Source organism: Streptomyces sp. NPDC029151 (assembly GCF_055564315.1).
In genome coordinates this window covers 493,298-511,210 of sequence record NZ_JBVHWQ010000002.1, presented here as the reverse complement: position 1 = coordinate 511,210, position 17,913 = coordinate 493,298, and the positions used below count along the sequence as shown (strand labels likewise).

Annotated in this window: 19 protein-coding genes; 10 read left to right on the top strand and 9 right to left on the bottom strand. The window is 72.7% G+C overall.

Annotated features, from left to right (window positions below; genetic code table 11):
• Positions 1-31 precede the first annotated feature (31 nt).
• The gene (locus ACZ4VF_RS10055) at positions 32-499 is read left to right on the top strand and encodes an RDD family protein (protein WP_467924565.1); all 468 of its coding nucleotides are present in this window, start codon (positions 32-34) and stop codon (positions 497-499) included.
• A 68-nt stretch (positions 500-567) separates the two neighbouring features.
• Here ACZ4VF_RS10055 and ACZ4VF_RS10050 read toward each other — a convergent pair whose 3' ends face one another.
• The gene (locus tag ACZ4VF_RS10050) at positions 568-2,226 is read right to left on the bottom strand and encodes an FAD-dependent oxidoreductase (protein WP_467924563.1); all 1,659 of its coding nucleotides are present in this window, start codon (positions 2,224-2,226) and stop codon (positions 568-570) included.
• A 190-nt stretch (positions 2,227-2,416) separates the two neighbouring features.
• Between ACZ4VF_RS10050 and ACZ4VF_RS10045 the strand changes: the two genes are divergently transcribed.
• Genes ACZ4VF_RS10045 through ACZ4VF_RS10015 form a run of 7 tightly spaced genes read left to right on the top strand, consistent with a single transcriptional unit; the run spans position 2,417 to position 7,598 of the window.
• Positions 2,417-3,514: a SchA/CurD-like domain-containing protein gene (locus tag ACZ4VF_RS10045; RefSeq protein WP_467924561.1), complete on the top strand. Its 1,098-nt coding sequence runs from the start codon at positions 2,417-2,419 to the stop codon at positions 3,512-3,514.
• Between the two features lie 59 nt (positions 3,515-3,573).
• Positions 3,574-3,969 (top strand): cupin domain-containing protein, encoded by a 396-nt coding sequence (locus ACZ4VF_RS10040; protein ID WP_467925596.1) that lies wholly within the window; start codon positions 3,574-3,576, stop codon positions 3,967-3,969.
• Positions 3,966-5,225, top strand: a complete 1,260-nt coding sequence (locus ACZ4VF_RS10035; protein ID WP_467924559.1) for a beta-ketoacyl-[acyl-carrier-protein] synthase family protein — start codon at positions 3,966-3,968, stop codon at positions 5,223-5,225. The genes ACZ4VF_RS10040 and ACZ4VF_RS10035 overlap by 4 nt, the downstream gene beginning before the upstream one ends.
• Before the next feature lie 7 nt (positions 5,226-5,232).
• Positions 5,233-6,477 (top strand): beta-ketoacyl synthase N-terminal-like domain-containing protein, encoded by a 1,245-nt coding sequence (locus tag ACZ4VF_RS10030; protein WP_467924557.1) that lies wholly within the window; start codon positions 5,233-5,235, stop codon positions 6,475-6,477.
• Between the two features lie 40 nt (positions 6,478-6,517).
• Positions 6,518-6,772 carry an acyl carrier protein gene (locus ACZ4VF_RS10025; RefSeq protein ID WP_467924556.1) on the top strand — a complete coding sequence of 85 codons (255 nt, stop codon included), beginning with the start codon at positions 6,518-6,520 and terminating at the stop codon, positions 6,770-6,772.
• Position 6,773: 1 nt separating this feature from the next.
• Positions 6,774-7,253 (top strand): SRPBCC family protein, encoded by a 480-nt coding sequence (locus ACZ4VF_RS10020; RefSeq protein WP_467924554.1) that lies wholly within the window; start codon positions 6,774-6,776, stop codon positions 7,251-7,253.
• A gap of 21 nt (positions 7,254-7,274) precedes the next feature.
• Complete coding sequence (locus tag ACZ4VF_RS10015) at positions 7,275-7,598, top strand: TcmI family type II polyketide cyclase (RefSeq protein ID WP_467924552.1); 324 nt, start codon at positions 7,275-7,277, stop codon at positions 7,596-7,598.
• Positions 7,599-7,723: 125 nt separating this feature from the next.
• Here ACZ4VF_RS10015 and ACZ4VF_RS10010 read toward each other — a convergent pair whose 3' ends face one another.
• The 6 genes from ACZ4VF_RS10010 to lipB form a co-directional block, all read right to left on the bottom strand.
• The gene (locus tag ACZ4VF_RS10010; RefSeq protein ID WP_467924550.1) at positions 7,724-8,788 is read right to left on the bottom strand and encodes a methyltransferase; all 1,065 of its coding nucleotides are present in this window, start codon (positions 8,786-8,788) and stop codon (positions 7,724-7,726) included.
• A gap of 43 nt (positions 8,789-8,831) precedes the next feature.
• The gene (locus ACZ4VF_RS10005) at positions 8,832-9,944 is read right to left on the bottom strand and encodes a right-handed parallel beta-helix repeat-containing protein (RefSeq protein WP_467924548.1); all 1,113 of its coding nucleotides are present in this window, start codon (positions 9,942-9,944) and stop codon (positions 8,832-8,834) included.
• Positions 9,945-10,010: 66 nt separating this feature from the next.
• Positions 10,011-10,712, bottom strand: coding sequence for a DUF4191 domain-containing protein (locus ACZ4VF_RS10000; protein ID WP_467924546.1), 702 nt, complete (start codon positions 10,710-10,712; stop codon positions 10,011-10,013).
• An 80-nt stretch (positions 10,713-10,792) separates the two neighbouring features.
• Positions 10,793-10,990: an SCO2195 family GlnR-regulated protein gene (locus ACZ4VF_RS09995; protein WP_467924544.1), complete on the bottom strand. Its 198-nt coding sequence runs from the start codon at positions 10,988-10,990 to the stop codon at positions 10,793-10,795.
• 229 nt (positions 10,991-11,219) lie between these two features.
• On the bottom strand, positions 11,220-12,185 hold the full coding sequence (gene lipA, locus ACZ4VF_RS09990; RefSeq protein ID WP_467924542.1) for a lipoyl synthase: 966 nt from the start codon (positions 12,183-12,185) through the stop codon (positions 11,220-11,222).
• A gap of 113 nt (positions 12,186-12,298) precedes the next feature.
• Positions 12,299-13,096 carry a lipoyl(octanoyl) transferase LipB gene (lipB, locus tag ACZ4VF_RS09985; RefSeq protein WP_467924540.1) on the bottom strand — a complete coding sequence of 266 codons (798 nt, stop codon included), beginning with the start codon at positions 13,094-13,096 and terminating at the stop codon, positions 12,299-12,301.
• A 240-nt stretch (positions 13,097-13,336) separates the two neighbouring features.
• On the opposite strand from lipB, the gene ACZ4VF_RS09980 reads away from it, so the two are divergent.
• On the top strand, positions 13,337-14,794 hold the full coding sequence (locus ACZ4VF_RS09980) for a regulator (RefSeq protein ID WP_467924538.1): 1,458 nt from the start codon (positions 13,337-13,339) through the stop codon (positions 14,792-14,794).
• Between the two features lie 82 nt (positions 14,795-14,876).
• On the opposite strand, the gene ACZ4VF_RS09975 is transcribed toward ACZ4VF_RS09980, so the two are convergent.
• Positions 14,877-16,241: an NAD(P)/FAD-dependent oxidoreductase gene (locus ACZ4VF_RS09975; RefSeq protein WP_467924536.1), complete on the bottom strand. Its 1,365-nt coding sequence runs from the start codon at positions 16,239-16,241 to the stop codon at positions 14,877-14,879.
• A 168-nt stretch (positions 16,242-16,409) separates the two neighbouring features.
• The gene (locus ACZ4VF_RS09970) at positions 16,410-17,306 is read right to left on the bottom strand and encodes a TIGR01777 family oxidoreductase (RefSeq protein ID WP_467924534.1); all 897 of its coding nucleotides are present in this window, start codon (positions 17,304-17,306) and stop codon (positions 16,410-16,412) included.
• 74 nt (positions 17,307-17,380) lie between these two features.
• On the opposite strand from ACZ4VF_RS09970, the gene ACZ4VF_RS09965 reads away from it, so the two are divergent.
• Positions 17,381-17,869: a GNAT family N-acetyltransferase gene (locus ACZ4VF_RS09965; protein ID WP_467924532.1), complete on the top strand. Its 489-nt coding sequence runs from the start codon at positions 17,381-17,383 to the stop codon at positions 17,867-17,869.
• Positions 17,870-17,913 lie beyond the last annotated feature (44 nt).

The following is a 17,913-nucleotide window of genomic DNA, read 5'->3' as shown; positions in this document are numbered from 1 at the left end:
TGCCCGAAACCGGGCGCAGTACCGTGGACGGGTGGACAACAGGCAGGCAATCGGATCGTGGCTCTCCGGCCCCCGCGCGGCCATGGAAGAGGCGGGCGCGGACTTCGGATACCGGGGCGAGCAGCTCGGCCTCCCGGAGCACGGACCCAACTCGGTCGCACGGCCCGGCAGGCGGCTCGGCGCACTCGCCGTGGACTGGGCGCTGTGCGTGCTGATCGCATACGGCCTGATCACCCACGGCTACGGCCCCGCCACGAGCAACTGGGCGCTCGGCGTCTTCTTCGTCCTGAGCGCCCTGACCGTCGGCACCGTCGGCTTCACCCCCGGCAAGCGCCTCTTCGGCATCCGCGTCGTGGCCCTGGAGACCGGCACGGTCAATCCGGGGCGCGCCCTGCTGCGCACGGTCCTGCTGTGCCTCGCCCTCCCCGCCCTGGTCTGGGACCGCGACGGCCGCGGCCTGCACGACCGGCTGGCGAAGACGGTCGAAGTACGGATCTGAGCCGGGTACGGACCCGAGCGCGTGAGCCCGGTGGCCGGCGGTCGCCGGGCTCCCGCACGTCCGCGCGCTCAGCCTCTGCGCAGCACCGTCGCCACCACCTGCCGCAGCTCCCCCTCCGCGTCCCCCGCGGCCCCCGCCGCCCGCCACGCCACGAACCCGTCCGGCCGCACCAGCACCGCCCCGTCCGCCGTCGTCCCGTGCGCGGCCGCCCAGTCGGTGCCGCCTCCGGGGCCCTCCCCGTCGTAGGTCAGGTCGGCGTCCGGCCCGGTGCCGATCCGGTACGCCTCCAGGCGTACGCCGTCCGAGCCGGCGACGCTCCGGGCGGCGGCGTGCCAGGCCTGCCCGGCGGCCGAGCCCGCGTCGCAGAGCAGCACCAGGGAGCGCTCGTACAGGTCCACGGTGGACAGCCGCTCGCCCGCGCGGCGCAGCCACAGGTGCGGGGCCCGGCTGCCCGGGTCCGCGGTCAGCCGTACTCCGTCGGGTACGACCGGATGGGCCGGGTCGGCGCCGAGGACCGCGCCCTCCGGATAGCGGTAGGCGAGGACCACCGGGAGGATGCCGCTGCGCGGGCCGCCGCCGACGCCGGGCGTGGGGGCGAAGCCGGGGTGGGCGTGCTCCACCGAGCGGGCCGAGGCGCGGGCGCTGGTGGCGAGGGCGACGGGCCGGCGCTCGGTGTCGTAGGTGTCCAGCAGGTCCGGCCCGGCCCAGCCGTCGAGGACGGCGGCCAGCTTCCAGGCCAGGTTGTGCGCGTCCTGGATGCCGGTGTTGGAGCCGAAGGCGCCGGTCGGGGACATCTCGTGCGCGGAGTCCCCGGCGAGCAGGACCCGGCCGGCCGAGTACCGCTCGGCGACGCGTTCCGCGGCGCGCCAGGACGCCTTGCCGGTGACCTCGATGTCGAGGTCGGGGACGCCGACGGCCAGCCGGATGTGCCGCTGGAGCCGCTCCTCGGTGAACTCCTCCAGCGTCTCGCCGTGCTCCGGGTGCCAGGGCGCGTGGAAGACCCAGTGCTCCTTGTTGTCGACGGGCAGCAGGGCGCCGTCGGCCTCCGGGTTGGTGAGGTAGCAGCAGATGAAGTGCCGGTCGCCGACCGTGTCGGCCAGCAGCTTGGACCGGAAGGTGACGCTCACGTTGGCGAAGAGGTCCCCGGGGCCGCTCTGCCCGATGCCGAGCCGGCGCCGCACGGGGCTGCGCGGGCCGTCGCACGCGACCAGGTAGTCCGCGCGGACGGTGTACATCGAGTCGCTGTCCCGGTCCCGGACGAACGCCGTCACCCCTTCGGGGTCCTGTTCGAAGCCCTCCATCTCGTGGAAGTAGCGCAGGTCCCCGCCGAGCGCGCGGGCCCCCTTCAGCAGCACCGGTTCGAGATCGTTCTGGCTGCACAGGCACCAGGTCGTGGGGCTGAACCTCGCCAGTCCGCCGCCCGGGTCGATCTCTCTGAACAGCCACTCGCCGGCGTCGCCGGCCAGGGTCGGCGTCTGGAGGATGCCGTGGTTGTCCGCGAGGAGCGAGGCCGCCGCCTTGATGTCCGGCTCGATGCCGGCCACCCGGTACAGCTCCATCGTCCGCAGGTTGTTGCCGCGGCCACGCGGGTGGATCGAGGTCCCGGAGTGCCGCTCGACGAGCATGTGCGGTACGCCGAGACGGCCCAGGAACAGGGAGAGGGACAGGCCCACCAGAGAGCCGCCCACGACGAGGACGGGCACCTGGTGATCGGCTTTCTGCTGCATCGAGGCTCCAGAGGCAGGGTCGGGATGTGAGGCGCGTTGCTCTTTCTGTGCCCTGTGGGACGGGTTTCGCGTGCTCAATCACCCACGTGGTTCACGCGAGTCGCGCACACCGCGGGAAGCGGCACAGGATCAAGAAGCGCTGACGTCGCGTCATCGGCCGCCGGCGCTCGCCTCTGCCCCCGTGAAGGAGATGCGCAGCATGACCACCACCACGTCGGAAATGATTTCGGCCCCGTCGACGCGTCAGGTGTCGACACGGGTCTCCCAGTCCGTGTTCGACGGCTCCCGTCTCCGGGTCGTCCTGCTCGTGGACGTCCACGACGGCGCCCAGCAGCAGTTCCTGGAGGCCTACGAACAGCTGTGCAACCAGGTGGCGCAGGTGCCCGGCCATGTCAGCGACCAGCTGTGCCAGTCGATCGAGAATCCCTCCCAATGGCTCATCACCAGCGAGTGGGAGAGTGCCCCGCCGTTCCTCACCTGGGTGAACAGCGAGGAGCACGTCCGGATGGTGGAGCCGCTGCACAGCTGCGTCCGGGACACCCGGTCGCTGCGCTTCCACATCGTCCGGGAGACCGGCGGCGAGGAGGCCGCCGCCTCCGGGGAGCGGCGCCGGCTCCAGACGTCGCCGCGGATCGGCGACGGAGTGATCCGGCACGCGCTCACCTTCACGGTCAAGCCGGGCAGCGAGGCGCAGGTCAAGCGGATCCTCGCCGACTACGCCTCGCCGCGGGCGAAGGTCGACGAGACCACCCGGCTGTGCCGGACCTCGCTGTTCATGCACGGCAACCGGGTCGTGCGGGCCATCGAGGTGCGCGGCGACCTGCTCGCGGCGCTGCGGCACGTCGCCCGGCAGCCGGAGGTGCGGGCCGTCGAGGAGGCCATCAACCCGTACCTGGAACAGGAGCGGGACCTCAACGACCAGGAGTCGGCGCGGGTGTTCTTCACCCGGGCGGCGCTGCCGGCCGTGCACCACGTCACCGCGGACGAACTCACCGCGGGCGAGCGCAGGGCGCTGTACTACCCGGCCCGCCCGGGCGACGGGATGCGGCTGGCGGAACTGCTCGCCCAGCAGGACGAGGCGGCGGCGGAGGACCCGGACAGCCCGGTTCTGCGCAGCACGATCTTCCAGCGTGACGACGTCGTCGTACGGCTGGTCGACGTACGCCCCGGCCCCGGTGCCCGGGCCGTGCTGCCGGAGCCCGGGCGGCAGGCCGCGCTGAACGGTCTGCTGGACGGCGAGCCCGTCGGCATGGACCTCGTCACCGACCGCCACTCGCCCGAAGCCTGACCCGGCCGGCCCAGTACACCCAACGGAGGAACGCCGTGATCAAACCCCTTCCGAAGATCATCGACCTCAGCGAGATCGAGCCCAACACCCGGCGCGGCGGCGACCTGCGCGCCATGCTCACCCCGGCGACGGTGGGCTCCACCAGCGGTTTCATGGGGGTGGCCATCGTGCAGCCCGGTGACCGCATCGGGGAGCACTACCACCCCTACTCCGAGGAGTTCGTCTACGTCCTCTGCGGCCAGCTGGAGGTCGACCTGGACGGCGAGCCGCACCCGCTGCGGCCCGAGCAGGGGCTGATGATCCCCATCAACATGCGGCACCGGTTCCGCAACGTCGGCAACGTGGAGGCGCGGATCGTCTTCCACCTGGGCCCGCTGGCCCCCCGGCCGGCCCTCGGCCACGTCGACACGGAGGAGACGCCCGTCACCGCCGAGCGGGAACAGGTCCGCTCATGAACCGGCGCGTGGCGGTCACCGGCATAGGCGTCGTCGCACCCGGCGGGATCGGCGTACCGGCGTTCTGGGAGCTGCTCGCCGAAGGCCGTACCGCGACGCGGGGCATCACGTTCTTCGACCCGACCGGGCTGAGGTCCCGGATCGCCGCCGAGTGCGATTTCGACCCCGCCGCCCACGGCCTGGACGCCGAGCAGGTCGAGCGGGCGGACCGGTACATACAGTTCGCCCTGGTCGCCGGCGAGGAGGCCGTCCAGGACTCCGGTCTCGACCTCGCCCGGGAGGACCCCTGGCGGGTCGGCGTCTCCCTGGGCACCGCCGTCGGCGGCACCACCCGGCTGGAGCACGACTACGTCCTCGTCAGCCACCGAGGGCAGCGCTGGGACGTCGACCACGCCGAGGCGGAGCCGCAACTGCACCGGGCGTTCTCGCCGAGCACCGTGGCCTCCGCGGTGGCGGAACGCTTCGGCGCCCGGGGTCCGGTGCAGACCGTCTCCACCGGCTGCACCTCCGGACTGGACGCCGTCGGCTACGCCTTCCACACCGTCCAGGAGGGCCGGGCCGACATATGCATCGCGGGGGCGTCGGACTCCCCGATCTCCCCGATCACCATGGCCTGCTTCGACGCGATCAAGGCCACGTCCCCGAACAACGACGACCCCGCGCACGCCTCCCGGCCCTTCGACAACAACCGTGACGGCTTCGTCATGGGCGAGGGCGGCGCGGTGCTCGTCCTGGAGGAACTGGAGCACGCCCGGGCCCGCGGTGCCCACGTGTACTGCGAGCTCGGCGGCTACGCCACCTTCGGCAACGCCTACCACATGACCGGCCTGACCAAGGAGGGGCTGGAGATGGCGCGGGCCATAGACACCGCCCTCCACCAGGCGCGGCTCGACCCCACGGCGATCGACTACGTCAACGCGCACGGCTCCGGCACCCGGCAGAACGACCGCCACGAGACGGCGGCCGTGAAGCGGGCGCTCGGTCACCACGCCTACGACACCCCGATGAGCTCCATCAAGTCCATGGTGGGGCACTCGCTCGGGGCCATCGGCGCCATCGAGCTGGTCGCCTGCGTGCTGGCCCTCGCCAAGCAGGTCGTCCCGCCGACCGCGAACTACGAGATCCCCGACCCCGAGTGCGACCTGGACTACGTCCCGCGCGTCGCCCGCGAACGGAAGCTGACCAGCGTGCTGTCCGTGGGCAGCGGGTTCGGCGGCTTCCAGTCCGCGGTGATCCTGACCCGGCCGAGGGAGTGAGGACACGATGAGCGAACCGCAGGACCGGCAGGCGGCCATCACCGGCATCGGTGTGGTCGCGCCCAACGGCACCACCACCGGCACCTTCTGGAAATCCACCCAGGAGGGCCTCAGCGTCCTCGACCGGGTCACCCGCGAGGGCTGCGAGCACCTTCCCCTCAAGGTGGCCGGTGAGGTCCGCGCCTTCGACCCGGCGGCGACGATCGAGGAGCGCTTCCTCGTCCAGACCGACCGGTTCACGCACTACGCCATGGCCGCGGCCGACTTCGCGCTGGACGACGCCCGGCTCGGGCCGGCCAGCGTGCCCGACGCGCCCTACTCCATCGGTGTGGTCACCGCGGCCGGATCCGGCGGCGGTGAGTTCGGCCAGCGCGAACTGCAGCAGCTGTGGGGCAAGGGCAGCCGGTTCGTCGGGCCGTACCAGTCCATCGCCTGGTTCTACGCCGCGAGCACCGGCCAGGTGTCCATCCGCCGCGGCTTCAAGGGACCCTGCTCGGTCGTCGCCTCCGACGAGGCCGGCGGCCTGGACGCCCTCGCCCACGCGGCCCGGGCGGTACGGCGCGGCACCGACGTGATCGTGGCCGGCTCCACCGAGGCGCCGCTCGCGCCGTACTCGATGGTCTGCCAGCTCGGCTACGAGGAACTGAGCCGCGAGACGGACCCGTCCCGGGCGTACCGCCCGTTCACGGACGGGGCCTGCGGGTTCGTCCCCGCCGAGGGCGGCGGGATGCTCGTGGTGGAGGCCGCGGGCACCGCCCTGGCCCGCGGCGCCCGGATCCGGGCCTACGTGGCGGGCCACGGGGCGACCTTCACCGGCGCCTCCCGCTGGTCGGAGTCCCGCGACGGTCTCGCCCACGCCGTCCGGCAGGCCCTGAGGGAGGCCGACTGCGCTCCCGAGGAGATCGACGTCGTCTTCGCCGACGCCCTCGGCGTCCCGGAGGCGGACCGGGCCGAGGCGCTGGCCCTGGCCGACGCCCTCGGCGAGCACGGCACCAGGGTCCCGGTCACCGCGCCGAAGACCGGGATCGGCCGGGGGTACTGCGCGGCCCCCGTACTGGACACCGCGGCGGCCGTGCTCGCGATGGAGCACGGACTGATCCCGCCGACGCCGAACGTGTTCGACGTCTGCCACGACCTCGACCTCGTCACCGGCCGGGCCCGCGCCGCCGAACTGCGGACGGCGCTGGTCCTCAGCCGTGGACTCATGGGGTCGAACTCGGCGCTGGTGCTGCGACGCGGCACCGCGCAGTGAGTACAGAAAAGGCAGTGAGCACAGAGAAGGAGGAAGCACCATGCCCGAGATCACCGTCGAAGAACTCTCCGCGCTGATGAAGAAGGCCGCCGGGGTCACCGTCAGCCCGGAGCAGCTCAAGGAGAAGCCGGACACCGGGTTCGACGTCCTCGGCGTCGACTCGCTCGGCCTGCTCGGCATCGTCGGCGAGCTGGAGAACACGCACGGCACCCCGATGCCGGTCGACGCGGAACGCTGCAAGACACCCCAGCAGTTCCTCAACCTCGTCAACAGCACCCTGATGGCAGGAGCCTGACATGGCAGGACACACCCAGAACGAGATCACCATCGCCGCCCCCCTGGACCTGGTCTGGGACATGACCAACGACCTGGAGCGCTGGCCGCAGCTGTTCAGCGAGTACGCGTCGGTGGAGATCCTCAAGCGGGAGGGCGAGAAGACGACCTTCCGGCTCACCATGCACCCGGACGAGAACGGCACCGTCTGGAGCTGGGTCTCCGAGCGCGAGCCGGACCGCGCCACCCGTACCGTCAAGGCGCGCCGGGTGGAGACCGGGCCCTTCGCCCACATGAACATCCACTGGCGGTACGAGGAGGTCCCCGCCGGCACCCGGATGGTCTGGACCCAGGACTTCGCGATGAAGCCGGACGCTCCCGTCGACGACGACTGGATGACCGACAACATCAACAGCAACTCCAAGGTCCAGCTGGAGCTGATCCGGGAGAAGATCGAGAAGGCGGCATCCGGTCACCGGCCCGCCACGGCCATCGCCGACTGAGCCGGACGACAGGAGACGACCGTGCACCAGGCCCTGATCGTCGCCCGCATGGCCCCGGGCTCCGCCCCGGACATCGCCAAGGTGTTCGCGGAGTCCGACCGGGGAGAGCTGCCGCACCTCGTCGGTGTCGTCCGGCGCAGCCTCTTCCAGTTCGGCGATGTGTACATGCACCTCATCGAGTCCGACCGGGAGCCCGGGCCGGCCATCGCCAGGATCACCTCCCACCCCGAGTTCAGGGAGGTCAGCGAGCGGCTTTCGGCGTACGTCAGCGCGTACGACCCGGAGACGTGGCGGTCCCCGAAGGACGCCATGGCCGAGCGCTTCTACCTGTGGGAGCGCGACTGAGCGCCCCGCCGGGAAAGCCGCGACGGGCTCTCGGCCGTCCGCGCCCGCGTCGTGGCGGGTCACGCCCGCGCGGCTGAGCCGCAGGGCGAGCGAGCCCCGCGCCCCCAGGGGCGCGGGGGAGCCGCTTACGCGGGGACGATGCAGTCGAACGCGTGCAGGAACGGGTTGACCGGCTGGATCTCGCCGACGGCCAGACCCGCCGCCTCCAGCCGCCCGACCATGCTGTCGGTCGTGTGCTTGGCCCCGCCGACGTTCAGGAGCAGCAGCAGGTCCATCGCGGTGCTGAACCGCATCGAGGGGGTGTCGTCCACCAGGTTCTCGATGACGATCACCCGGGTGCCGGGGCCGCCCGCCTCGACGACGTTGCGCAGCAGCCGGGCCGTGCTCTCGTCGTCCCACTCCAGGATGTTCTTGATGACGTAGGCGTCGGCCTCGACCGGGACCGCCTCACGGACGTCACCGGGCACGATCCGCACCCGGTCGGCGAGGTCGCCGCCCTCGCGCAGCCGGGGCAGTGCGTTCTCCACCACCCGGGGCAGGTCGAGCAGGCTGCCCTGCATGGCCGGGTACTTGTCCAGCAGGCTCGCCACCACGTGCCCCTGGCCGCCGCCGATGTCGGCGACCGAGCGGCTGCCGGACAGGTCCAGCAGGGCCGCCACCTCCCGCGCCGACTGCTCGCTGGAGCGGGTCATCGCGCGGTTGAAGACGTCCGCGGACTCGGGGGCGTCCTCGTTGAGGTAGGCGAAGAACTCCTTGCCGTAGAGGTCCTCCACGACGTTCCGGCCGGTGCGCACCGCCTGGTCGAGCAGCGGCCAGGCGTCCCAGGTCCACGGCTCGGTGCACCACATGGTGATGGCCCGCAGGCTGTTCGGGTCGTCCTCGCGCAGCAGCCGGGACATCTCCGTGTGGGTGAACGTCCCGTCGGGCCGTTCGGCGAAGACGCCGTAGCAGGACAGCGCGCGCAGCAGCCGGCGCAGCGGACCCGGCTCGGTGTGCACCGCCGTCGCCAGGGTCTCCACGGTCATGGGGGCGTCCCCGAGCGCGTCGGCGACGCCCAGCCGGGCGGCGGCGCGGACCGCGGCGGCGCAGGCCGCCCCGAACGCCAGCTCGCGCAGCCGCATCGACGGGGGAGGGGAGGGGGGTGCCCCCGGCTCCGGGGGAGCCGAGGGCGCGCGGGATGGTGCGGTCATGTGCCGCCTTCCTTCCTTGCGTGGATCGGGTACGGCCGTCCGGTCAGCACAGACCCGCGGGCCTGGAGGCCCGGCAGGAGTTGCCGGTGAAGGCGTTGCCGCTCTTGGCCGTCTCCTGGTTGACGAGGTCCGCCGGGGAGTTGTCCGCGAGGTGGTTGCCGGTGATCCGGTTCTTCTCGCTGGGGGCGCCGACGAAGCTCTTGAACAGGACGATGCCGCCCGACAGCGGGGACTTGCCCCGGTGGCCGGTGACCCGGTTCCGCGTGACCAGGGCGTTCTCGGTGCCGGTCAGCACGATGCCGGAGCCCTTCAGATAGGGCAGCCGGGCGGTCTTCGGGCAGTACTTGTTGTTCTGCACGACCAGGTTGTCGCTGACGGTGAGGGCGCCGGCCCGCGGCTTGTTCTCGTCGCCGACGACGAACACGCCCGCGCAGTTGCCGGTGACGTAGTTCTTCGTGACGGAGAGGTTGCGCAGGCGGCGGACGGTGAGGCCGATCCGGTTGTCCTGCAGCCGGTTGTGGTCCACCACCGCGCCCTTGCTGTCCGCGGCGCCCTGCTCGGCCTTGACGTTGTTGGCGAGGAACAGGCCCGCGTCCCCGTTGCCCAGGGCGGTGTTGTTCCGGAACAGCCCGCGGGTGGAGTGCTCCTGGGCGATGCCCCACTGGCCGTTGCGCTCGGCGATGACACGCTTCACGGTCAGCCGGTCGGTGCCCATGGAGAACAGGCCGTTCCGGGCGAACCCGGTCACCTTCAGATCGGAGACGGTGACGCCCTTCAGGGGCTTGTTCTTGCCCCCGACGACACAGATGCCGTTGCCGTCCGAAAGACAGGTGACGGCGGCCTTCTTGCCGGCCCCGGCACGGGTCTTCGTCCCGTGCGGGGCGGGCTTGGTCTTCTTCTTGGAGGGCTGGATGACGGTGCCGGGGCCCGCGCCGCGCAGGGTCAGGTCCGGCGTCTTCACCGTGACGCTCTCACGGTAGGTGCCGGCGAGCACGAAGACCGTGTCGCCGGCCTTGGCGGCGTTGACCGCCTTCTGGATCGACTCACCGGGGTGCACCACGAGGGTCCGGTGGGCGGCCGACGCCGGGGTGGTGCCGGTGAACGCGCCGACGAGAGCCGTGGTGCACGCCAGGTACGCGATGTGTCGTTTTGTCACATTCCGAAGGCTAGGAGCGCATGACCCGATTACCGGGCGGATACTCCGTTGGGCGGCGTGTCAGGCTCAGCGGCCCCGCGGACCGCCCTTGGGAAGCTTCATCCCCTTGGGCATGGGGCCCTTCGGCAGCGGCATGTTGCTCATCAGGTCGCCCAGGGCGCGCAGCCGGTCGTTGGTGGCGGTCACCTGGGGACCGGTCAGCACGCGCGGCAGCTTCAGCATGGTGGTGCGGAGCTTCTTCAGCTCGACCTGGCCCTCGCCGGTGCCGACGATCAGGTCGTGCACCGGGACGTCCGCGACGATGCGGTTCATCTTCTTCTTCTCGGCGGCCAGCAGGCTCTTCACCCGGTTCGGGTTGCCCTCGGCGACCAGCACGATGCCCGCCTTGCCGACGGCCCGGTGCACCACGTCCTGGCTGCGGTTCATCGCCACCGCCGGCGTCGTCGTCCAGCCCCGGCCGATGTTGTCCAGCACGGCCGCTGCGGCGCCCGGCTGGCCCTCCATCTGGCCGAAGGCGGCCCGCTCGGCCCGGCGGCCGAACACGATCGCCGTCGCCAGCAGAGCGATCAGCAGGCCGAAGATGCCCAGGTAGACCGGGTGACCGATCAGGAAGCCGATCGCGAGGAAGACACCGAGGGTGCCGATGCCGACGGCCGCGAGTACAAGACCGATCTTCGTGTCGGCCTTGCGGGTCATCTTGTACGTGAGGGCGATCTGCTTCAGCCGCCCTGCGTTCGCGGCGTCCGCCGCGGTTTCCTTCCTCGCCATGCCACGAAGTCTACGTGCCCCCGGGAGCGCGGACGACGGCAGTGCCCGGCGGGGGAGCCGGGGCGGTGGGGGCGGAGGCGTCAGGAGCGGCCGGCGGCCTGCTGCAGGAACCGCTCGGCCTCGACCCGGTCCTTGGCACGGCGGCGGTCCTCCAGGACGGAGGTCCAGGCGTTGCGGCGGGCGGTGCGCTGTCCGCCGCTCATGAGCAGGGACTCGACGGCGCGGAGGGCGTCGGTGAAGGACGGGATGGCGGTGGCGCGTACGGGTGCGGCCTGCATGAGCGAGGTCCCCCCTCGGAGCAGTGGCGATACGGGGCGTGATACCAGGGTCACTGTTTGGTGTTACCAGGGCGTGACCCGCCGGTCAAACGCCCGTGAAGTCCGAACGGGCCGTGCCGGAACGGCGACGCGGCCCCGGCGCCGCCCTCATCAGCGAGGACGGCCGGGACCGCGTCGACTCGGCCATTACTGGCCGGTAAGTGCTTGTGCGTGAATTCACACGCTCGGCTCACACCGCCTGGGCGGCGACGAACTCGCCCCGCTTCTCGATCGCCATCTGGAACAGGCGGCCGGCGCGGTAGGAGGAGCGGACCAGCGGGCCGGACATCACACCGGAGAAGCCGATCTCCTCGGCCTCCTCCTTCAGCTCCACGAACTCCTGCGGCTTCACCCAGCGCTCCACCGGGTGGTGCCGCACGGACGGCCGCAGGTACTGCGTGATGGTGATCAGCTCGCAGCCGGCGTCGTGCAGCTGCTTCAGCGCCTCGCTGACCTCCTCGCGGGTCTCGCCCATGCCCAGGATCAGGTTGGACTTGGTGACCAGGCCGTAGTCGCGGGCCTCGGTGATCACCTTCAGCGAGCGCTCGTAGCGGAAGCCGGGGCGGATCCGCTTGAAGATCCGCGGGACCGTCTCGACGTTGTGCGCGAAGACCTCCGGACGGGAGGCGAAGACCTCCGCCAGCTGCTCCGGGACCGCGTTGAAGTCGGGGGCCAGCAGCTCGACCTTGGTGCGGCCGCCCTCGCGGCCGGCGGTCTGCTGGTGGATCTGGCGCACGGTCTCGGCGTACAGCCAGGCCCCGCCGTCCTCCAGGTCGTCGCGGGCGACGCCGGTGATGGTGGCGTAGTTCAGGTCCATCGTGACCACGGACTCGCCGACACGGCGCGGCTCGTCGCGGTCGAGCGCCTCGGGCTTGCCGGTGTCGATCTGGCAGAAGTCACAGCGCCGGGTGCACTGGTCGCCGCCGATGAGGAAGGTCGCCTCGCGGTCCTCCCAGCACTCGTAGATGTTCGGGCACCCGGCTTCCTGGCACACCGTGTGCAGCCCCTCGCTCTTCACGAGGTTCTGCATCTTCGAGTACTCGGGGCCCATTTTCGCCCGGGTCTTGATCCACTCGGGCTTGCGCTCGATGGGGGTCTGGCTGTTGCGGACCTCCAGGCGCAGCATCTTGCGTCCGTCGGGTGAGACTGCGGACACGTCGGCTCCCTGTGACTTCGATTCTTCGGCGCACACCAGGGTACGCCCGTACTGTTCGCGCCCTGCCGCAGAGGCCAACCCCGCAGTCGCAGGGCGCATTCCCCCACGGACGGTCAGGCGGAGGCCGTCTCGATCACCCTCGGCTTCAGCTCGGCGTTCTCCAGGACGTCCCGCAGGTGCTTCTCGATCACCGGCAGGACCTCCTCGATGGTGACGTCCCGGCCCAGCTCGCCGGTGAGGGAGGCGACGCCCGCGTCCCGGATGCCGCACGGGATGATCCGGTCGAACCACTTCATGTCGGGGTTCACGTTGAACGAGAAGCCGTGCATGGTGACGCCCTTGGCCACCCGGATGCCGATCTGGGCGATCTTGCGGTCCTCGCGGCGCTGGCCCGCGTTGGAGGGGGCGTACTCCGGGCCGTTCAGCCGGGGGTCGAACTCCTCGTCCTGCAGCCGCGGGTCGAAGTCCAGCGAGAGCCCGCCGAGCTTCGGCCGCTGCTCGACCGGGTCGCCGAGCACCCACACCCCGCTGCGCCCCTCGACCCGGGTGGTCTCCAGCCCGAACTCGGCGCAGGTGCGGATGATCGCCTCCTCCAGCCGCCGTACGTGCGCGACCACGTCCACCGGGCGGGGGAGCTTCTGGATCGGGTAGCCCACGAGCTGGCCCGGGCCGTGCCAGGTGATCTTGCCGCCGCGGTCCACGTCGATGACCGGGGTGCCGTCCAGCGGGCGCTCGCTGTCCTCGGTGCGCCGGCCGGCGGTGTAGACCGGGGGGTGCTCCAGCAGGATCACGGTGTCCGGCACCTCGTCGGCGAACCGGGCCGCGTGCACCCGGCGCTGCTCGTCCCAGGCCCGCTGGTATTCGACGGCATCCGCTCCGAAGCCCATGCGGACGAACCGCAACTCACTCACGGCAAGCGCCTCCCTCGGCGATGGGTGTGTCAGGCATGTTTCGCGCCCACGCCACTGTACGTCCGACCGGCGTACGTCAGCCCTGCGGGCGTTCCTCACACGATCGGATGAATGCCCGGGGAAGTATGCGACCGTCTGCTCACTCTCCGCTACATTCGCGCCGTTCGTGAGGCCATAAGGGCTGCTCAAAGGCAATCCGGGCACGTCGACAGGCCCGGAAGGCAGGAGACCGCACCGCAGATGACGGACCGACCCGCGCAGCGCACCCCCAACCGCCAACTCGCCGCGCTCATCGCAGAAGCGGGGTTCTCCAACGCGGGTCTGGCCCGTCGCGTCGACCAGCTCGGCCTGGAGCACGGGCTGGATCTCAGATACGACAAGACATCGGTCACCCGCTGGCTGCGCGGACAGCAGCCGCGCGGGACGACCCCGGCCCTCATCGCCGAGGTGTTCACCCGCCGGCTCGGACGCCGGCTCACCGCCCAGGACCTCGGCCTGGACGCCTGCGCGCCGGTGTACGCCGGGCTGGAGTTCGCGGCCACCCCGGAGGAGGCCGTCGACATCGTCAGCGGGCTGTGGCGCAAGGACTCCGGCAGCCACGCCGAGCTGCGCAAGATCGCCTTCACCCCGGCCGGGCTCGTGGTGCCCAGCCGGGACTGGCTGATCGGCAAGGCCGACGACCGGGTGGCCCGCGAACCGGCGCCCCGGGTGCCGCCGCAGGGCCGGCCCGGCGCGGCCAGGCCCCAGCCCCTGCTGCCGCCCCGGATGCGCGGGCAGGCCGAGCGTGCCACCGGGCACAGGGTCACCGGTGGTGACATCGCCGCGCTGCACTCGGTGGGCCAGCTGTTCCGCACCCTCGACGACCGCTTCGGCGGCGGCCACGCCCGGCAGGCGCTGGTGCGCTACCTGGAGCACGAGTGCGAGCCGATGCTCCGCGGCTCCTACGACGAGCAGACCGGCCGCCGGCTGTTCGGCGCCGCCGCCGACCTGACCCGGCTCGCGGGCTGGACCTCGTACGACATCGCCGCGCACGGCCTCGCCCAGCGCTACTTCGTCCAGGCCCTGCGGCTCGCCCAGGCGGCCGGTGACCGGGCCTACGGCTCCTACGTCCTGGTGACCATGAGCCGCCAGGCCGTCTACCTCGGCCACGGCAGGGAGGCCGTGCAGCTGGCGCGGGTCGCCCAGCAGGGCGTCGGCAGCGGCGCCGTCCCGGTCGTGCAGGCGCTGCTGCACGCGTCCGAGGCGCGGGCGCACGCCGTCCTCGGCGAGGTGCGGGCCTGCACCGCGGCGCTGGTGCGGGCCGAGCGCGCCCTGGAGGCGGCCCGGCCCGGGGACGAGGTGCCGTACTGGGCCGGCTTCTTCGACGAGGCACAGCTCGCCGACGAGTTCGGCCACTGCCACCGCGACCTCCAGCAGTTCCGGGCGGCCGCGCAGCACGCGGAGCGTTCGCTCCAGCTGCGGGCGCCGGTCTACGCCCGCAGCCGGCTGTTCTGCCGGATCGTCCTCGCCACGGCCCGGCTCGGCCTCGGCGAGCTCGACCAGGCGTGCGCGCTGGCGGCGGAGGCGGCGGGGCAGGCCGCGGAGATGCGGTCCGCCCGCGCGGTGGAGTACGTGAGGGACTTCGAGCGCCGGCTGGAGCCCTACCGGGACGCGGCGCCGGTGAGGGTGTACCGGGAGAAGGTGGCGGCGCTGGGGTGAGGGGCGCGTGCCGCCGGCCGTCGTGTGCCGGGTGCGGTTCGCCGTGGCTCGTCGCGCGGTTCCCCGCGCCGGTGAGGGGCGCCTACGCCGCCCTCGGCATCGTCGGGAGCGGGTCCGCGCTGTGCATCGAACCCGCCGCGCCGAGGTCCGCCAGGACGGCCGACGCCGCCCGGCGGGCCGAATGCAGGGCGCCCTGGACCGTGCTGGTGTCGCGGTGGTCGCCGCAGACGTAGAGGCCGGCCAGGAGGCGTACCGGGCGGCGCAGGTCGTGCGGGGGGCGCATGGCCGGGACCGCCTCGGGGGTGTGGTGGACGGCCAGGGTCTCCCAGCGGCGCGTGGAGGTGCCGTAGAGGCGGGAGAGGTGGATGCGGACCGCCGTGTCCACCCCTTCCGGCGGGGTGCCCAGCACCGTGGAGGAGATCAGGACGCGGCCGGCCGGCGCCCGGCTCGGGTCCACGGTGCTGAGCACGGCCGTGTGCGCGACCGGTCCGCCCCGGTCGGCGTCCAGGAGCAGTGAGCTGCCCGTGGCGAGGACCGCCGCCGGGTCGTCGGTGGTGTGGTGGACGACCGTCACCGGGTGGAAGTCCGGCACCCTCAGCCCGGGCAGCAGTTCGGCCGCGGCCCGCGCGTCCGTCGCCAGCAGCACCGCCCGGCAGCGGATCTCCCCGTGCTCGGCGGTGGCCACGGAGGTCGTGGAGACCGCGGTGACCCGCACCCCGGTGTGCACGGTGCCCGGCGGCAGCGCCCGGGCCAGCAGCACCGGCAGCATCTCCGCGCCGCCCTCCGGCACGCACAGCCGGCCGCTCGCGAAGGCATGCAGCGCCAGGTCGGCGCACCTGCTGGACGTGGTCAGCCCCGGGTCGCACAGCAGCGTGGCCAGCAGCGGGCGCAGGAAGCCGTCGATGGTGCGGGGCGGCACCCCGCGCCGGGCGAGCGCCTGGGCGGCGGGCATCTCGGGGCGGCCCAGGACGCGTTCGACGGGGGTCGCCGCGATCCGGCCGAGCGCGGCGCCCAGCCGGGCCTGGTCCACCGCGCCGCCCACCGGCGCGGCGGGCGCGGCCGCCGTCCCCCGGGGGGCGTTGGCGAGGGCGCGCACCACATGAAGTGCGCCCCGTGCGCCCCGTGCGCTCCCGCCGCCCGCCGGCGCGCCCGCGCGCTGGGTGCGGCCGTCGCGGTGCAGCAGGACGCCCGGCGCGAAGCGGCGCAGGGTCAGGGCGTCCAGGCCCGGGGACAGGCGGAGTTCGGGATAGGACGTGGACAGCAGCTGCCCGATGCGGTCGAGCCGGAAGCCGTCGACCTTCTCGGTCGACATGCGGCCGCCGACGTACGGGGCGGCCTCCAGGACCGCGGTGGTGATTCCTGCACTGGTCAGCCGATGGGCCGCCGAGAGGCCGGCGATTCCGGCTCCCACGATGACGACGTCCACCTGGTACGCGGGCTCAAGCACGAGGCCCCTCCTGTGGTTACGCGGCCGGTGGAGACGTCATGCCCCCAACAGGCGCCACGGATACCCGAGTTCGGGTCGAGAGTAGGGCCGTGATCGGTCAGGAGCAGTCGCGCATCAACAGGGCACGGTCGCATAGAGGTCGCATACGGTCACATCCGTTCGCCGGTGTCACCCGGCCGCGCGGATCGCCTCGTCGATGCCCGGGAACGCGAACCGGAAACCCGACTCCAGCAGCCGCCTCGGCACCACCCGCTGGCTGCCCAGCACGTCCCCGGCCATCTCCCCGAGCGCCGCCCGCAGCACCGGGGCGGGCACCGCGCACACCGCCGGCCGGTGCAGCACCCGGCCCATCGCCGCGGTGATCTCCGCGTTGGTCAGCGGCTGGGGAGCCGTCAGGTTGAAGGGGCCGACGAGGCCGTCGTGGTCGATGAGATGCCGCAGCGCGGCCACCTCGTCGTGCAGCGCGATGTACGACCAGTACTGCCGCCCGTCGCCCAGCCTGCCCCCGAGCCCCGCCCGGAACAGGGGGAACAGCCGCCCCCAGGCCCCGCCGCCCCGGGCCACCACCAGGCCGGTGCGGGCGAACACCGTCCGCACACCCGCCTCCTCGGCGGGTGACGCCGCCTCCTCCCACTCCACGCACAGCCCGGCCAGGAAGCCGTCGCCCGGCGGCGCCTCCTCGTCCACCACCCGGTCGCCCGTGTCGCCGTAGAAGCCGATCGCGCTGCCGTTCACGAACACCCGCGGCGGCCGCGGCAGCGCGGCCACCGCCTCGGCCAGGGCGGCCGTGCCCAGCACCCTGCTGTCCCGCATGACCCGCTTGTACCCGGGGGTCCAGCGCCGGTCGCCCACCCCGGCCCCCGCCAGGTTGACCACCGCGTCGCACCCGGTCAGCCCGGCCGCGTCGACCTCACCCCGCTCCGGGTCCCAGCGGACCTCGTCCGCGCCCCGGGGGGCCCGGCGCACCAGCCGTACCACCTCGTGCCCGTCCGCGGTCAGGGACCGCACCAGGGCGCTGCCGATGAGGCCGGACGCGCCGGCCACCGCGATGCGTGAACGTTCCATGGCATCAGCATGACCGTACGGCCGGCCGTAAACCCGTTGGGGCCGTGCGAACCGCGCGCCGTAGGGTGACCGTCATGCCGGAGCCCTCCATACGCCTCGCCCGCGCCGACGACGAGGACGAACTCGCCGTCCTCGACCGGGACACGTGGTCCGTCCTGCACGCCGTGACCCCCCGGCCGCAGCCGCCGTACCAGCCGTTCTTCGACGAGCGGCACCAGCCGGAGGACTTCCTCGTCGCCGAGTCCGGCGGACGCCTCCTCGGCTACATCCGCCTCGCCCGCCCCACCCCGCTCCCCTCCAACGCGCACGTCCTGGCGATCCAGGGGTTCGCCGTCGCCGACGAGGCCCGTGGGCGCGGCGTCGGGCGCGCGCTGGTCCGGGCAGCCGTCACCGAGGCGCGCCGGCGCGGGGCACGCCGCCTCACCCTGCGCGTGCTCGGGCACAACACCCCGGCCCGCTCCCTGTACGCGTCCGAGGGGTTCGCCGTCGAGGGCGTGCTGCCGGGGGAGTTCCTCATCGACGGCCGGTACGTCGACGACGTGTGCATGGGCCGCGGCCTGTAGGCCCGGCGCCCCCGCGAACCGGGCGGGCAACCGGGCGGCAACCG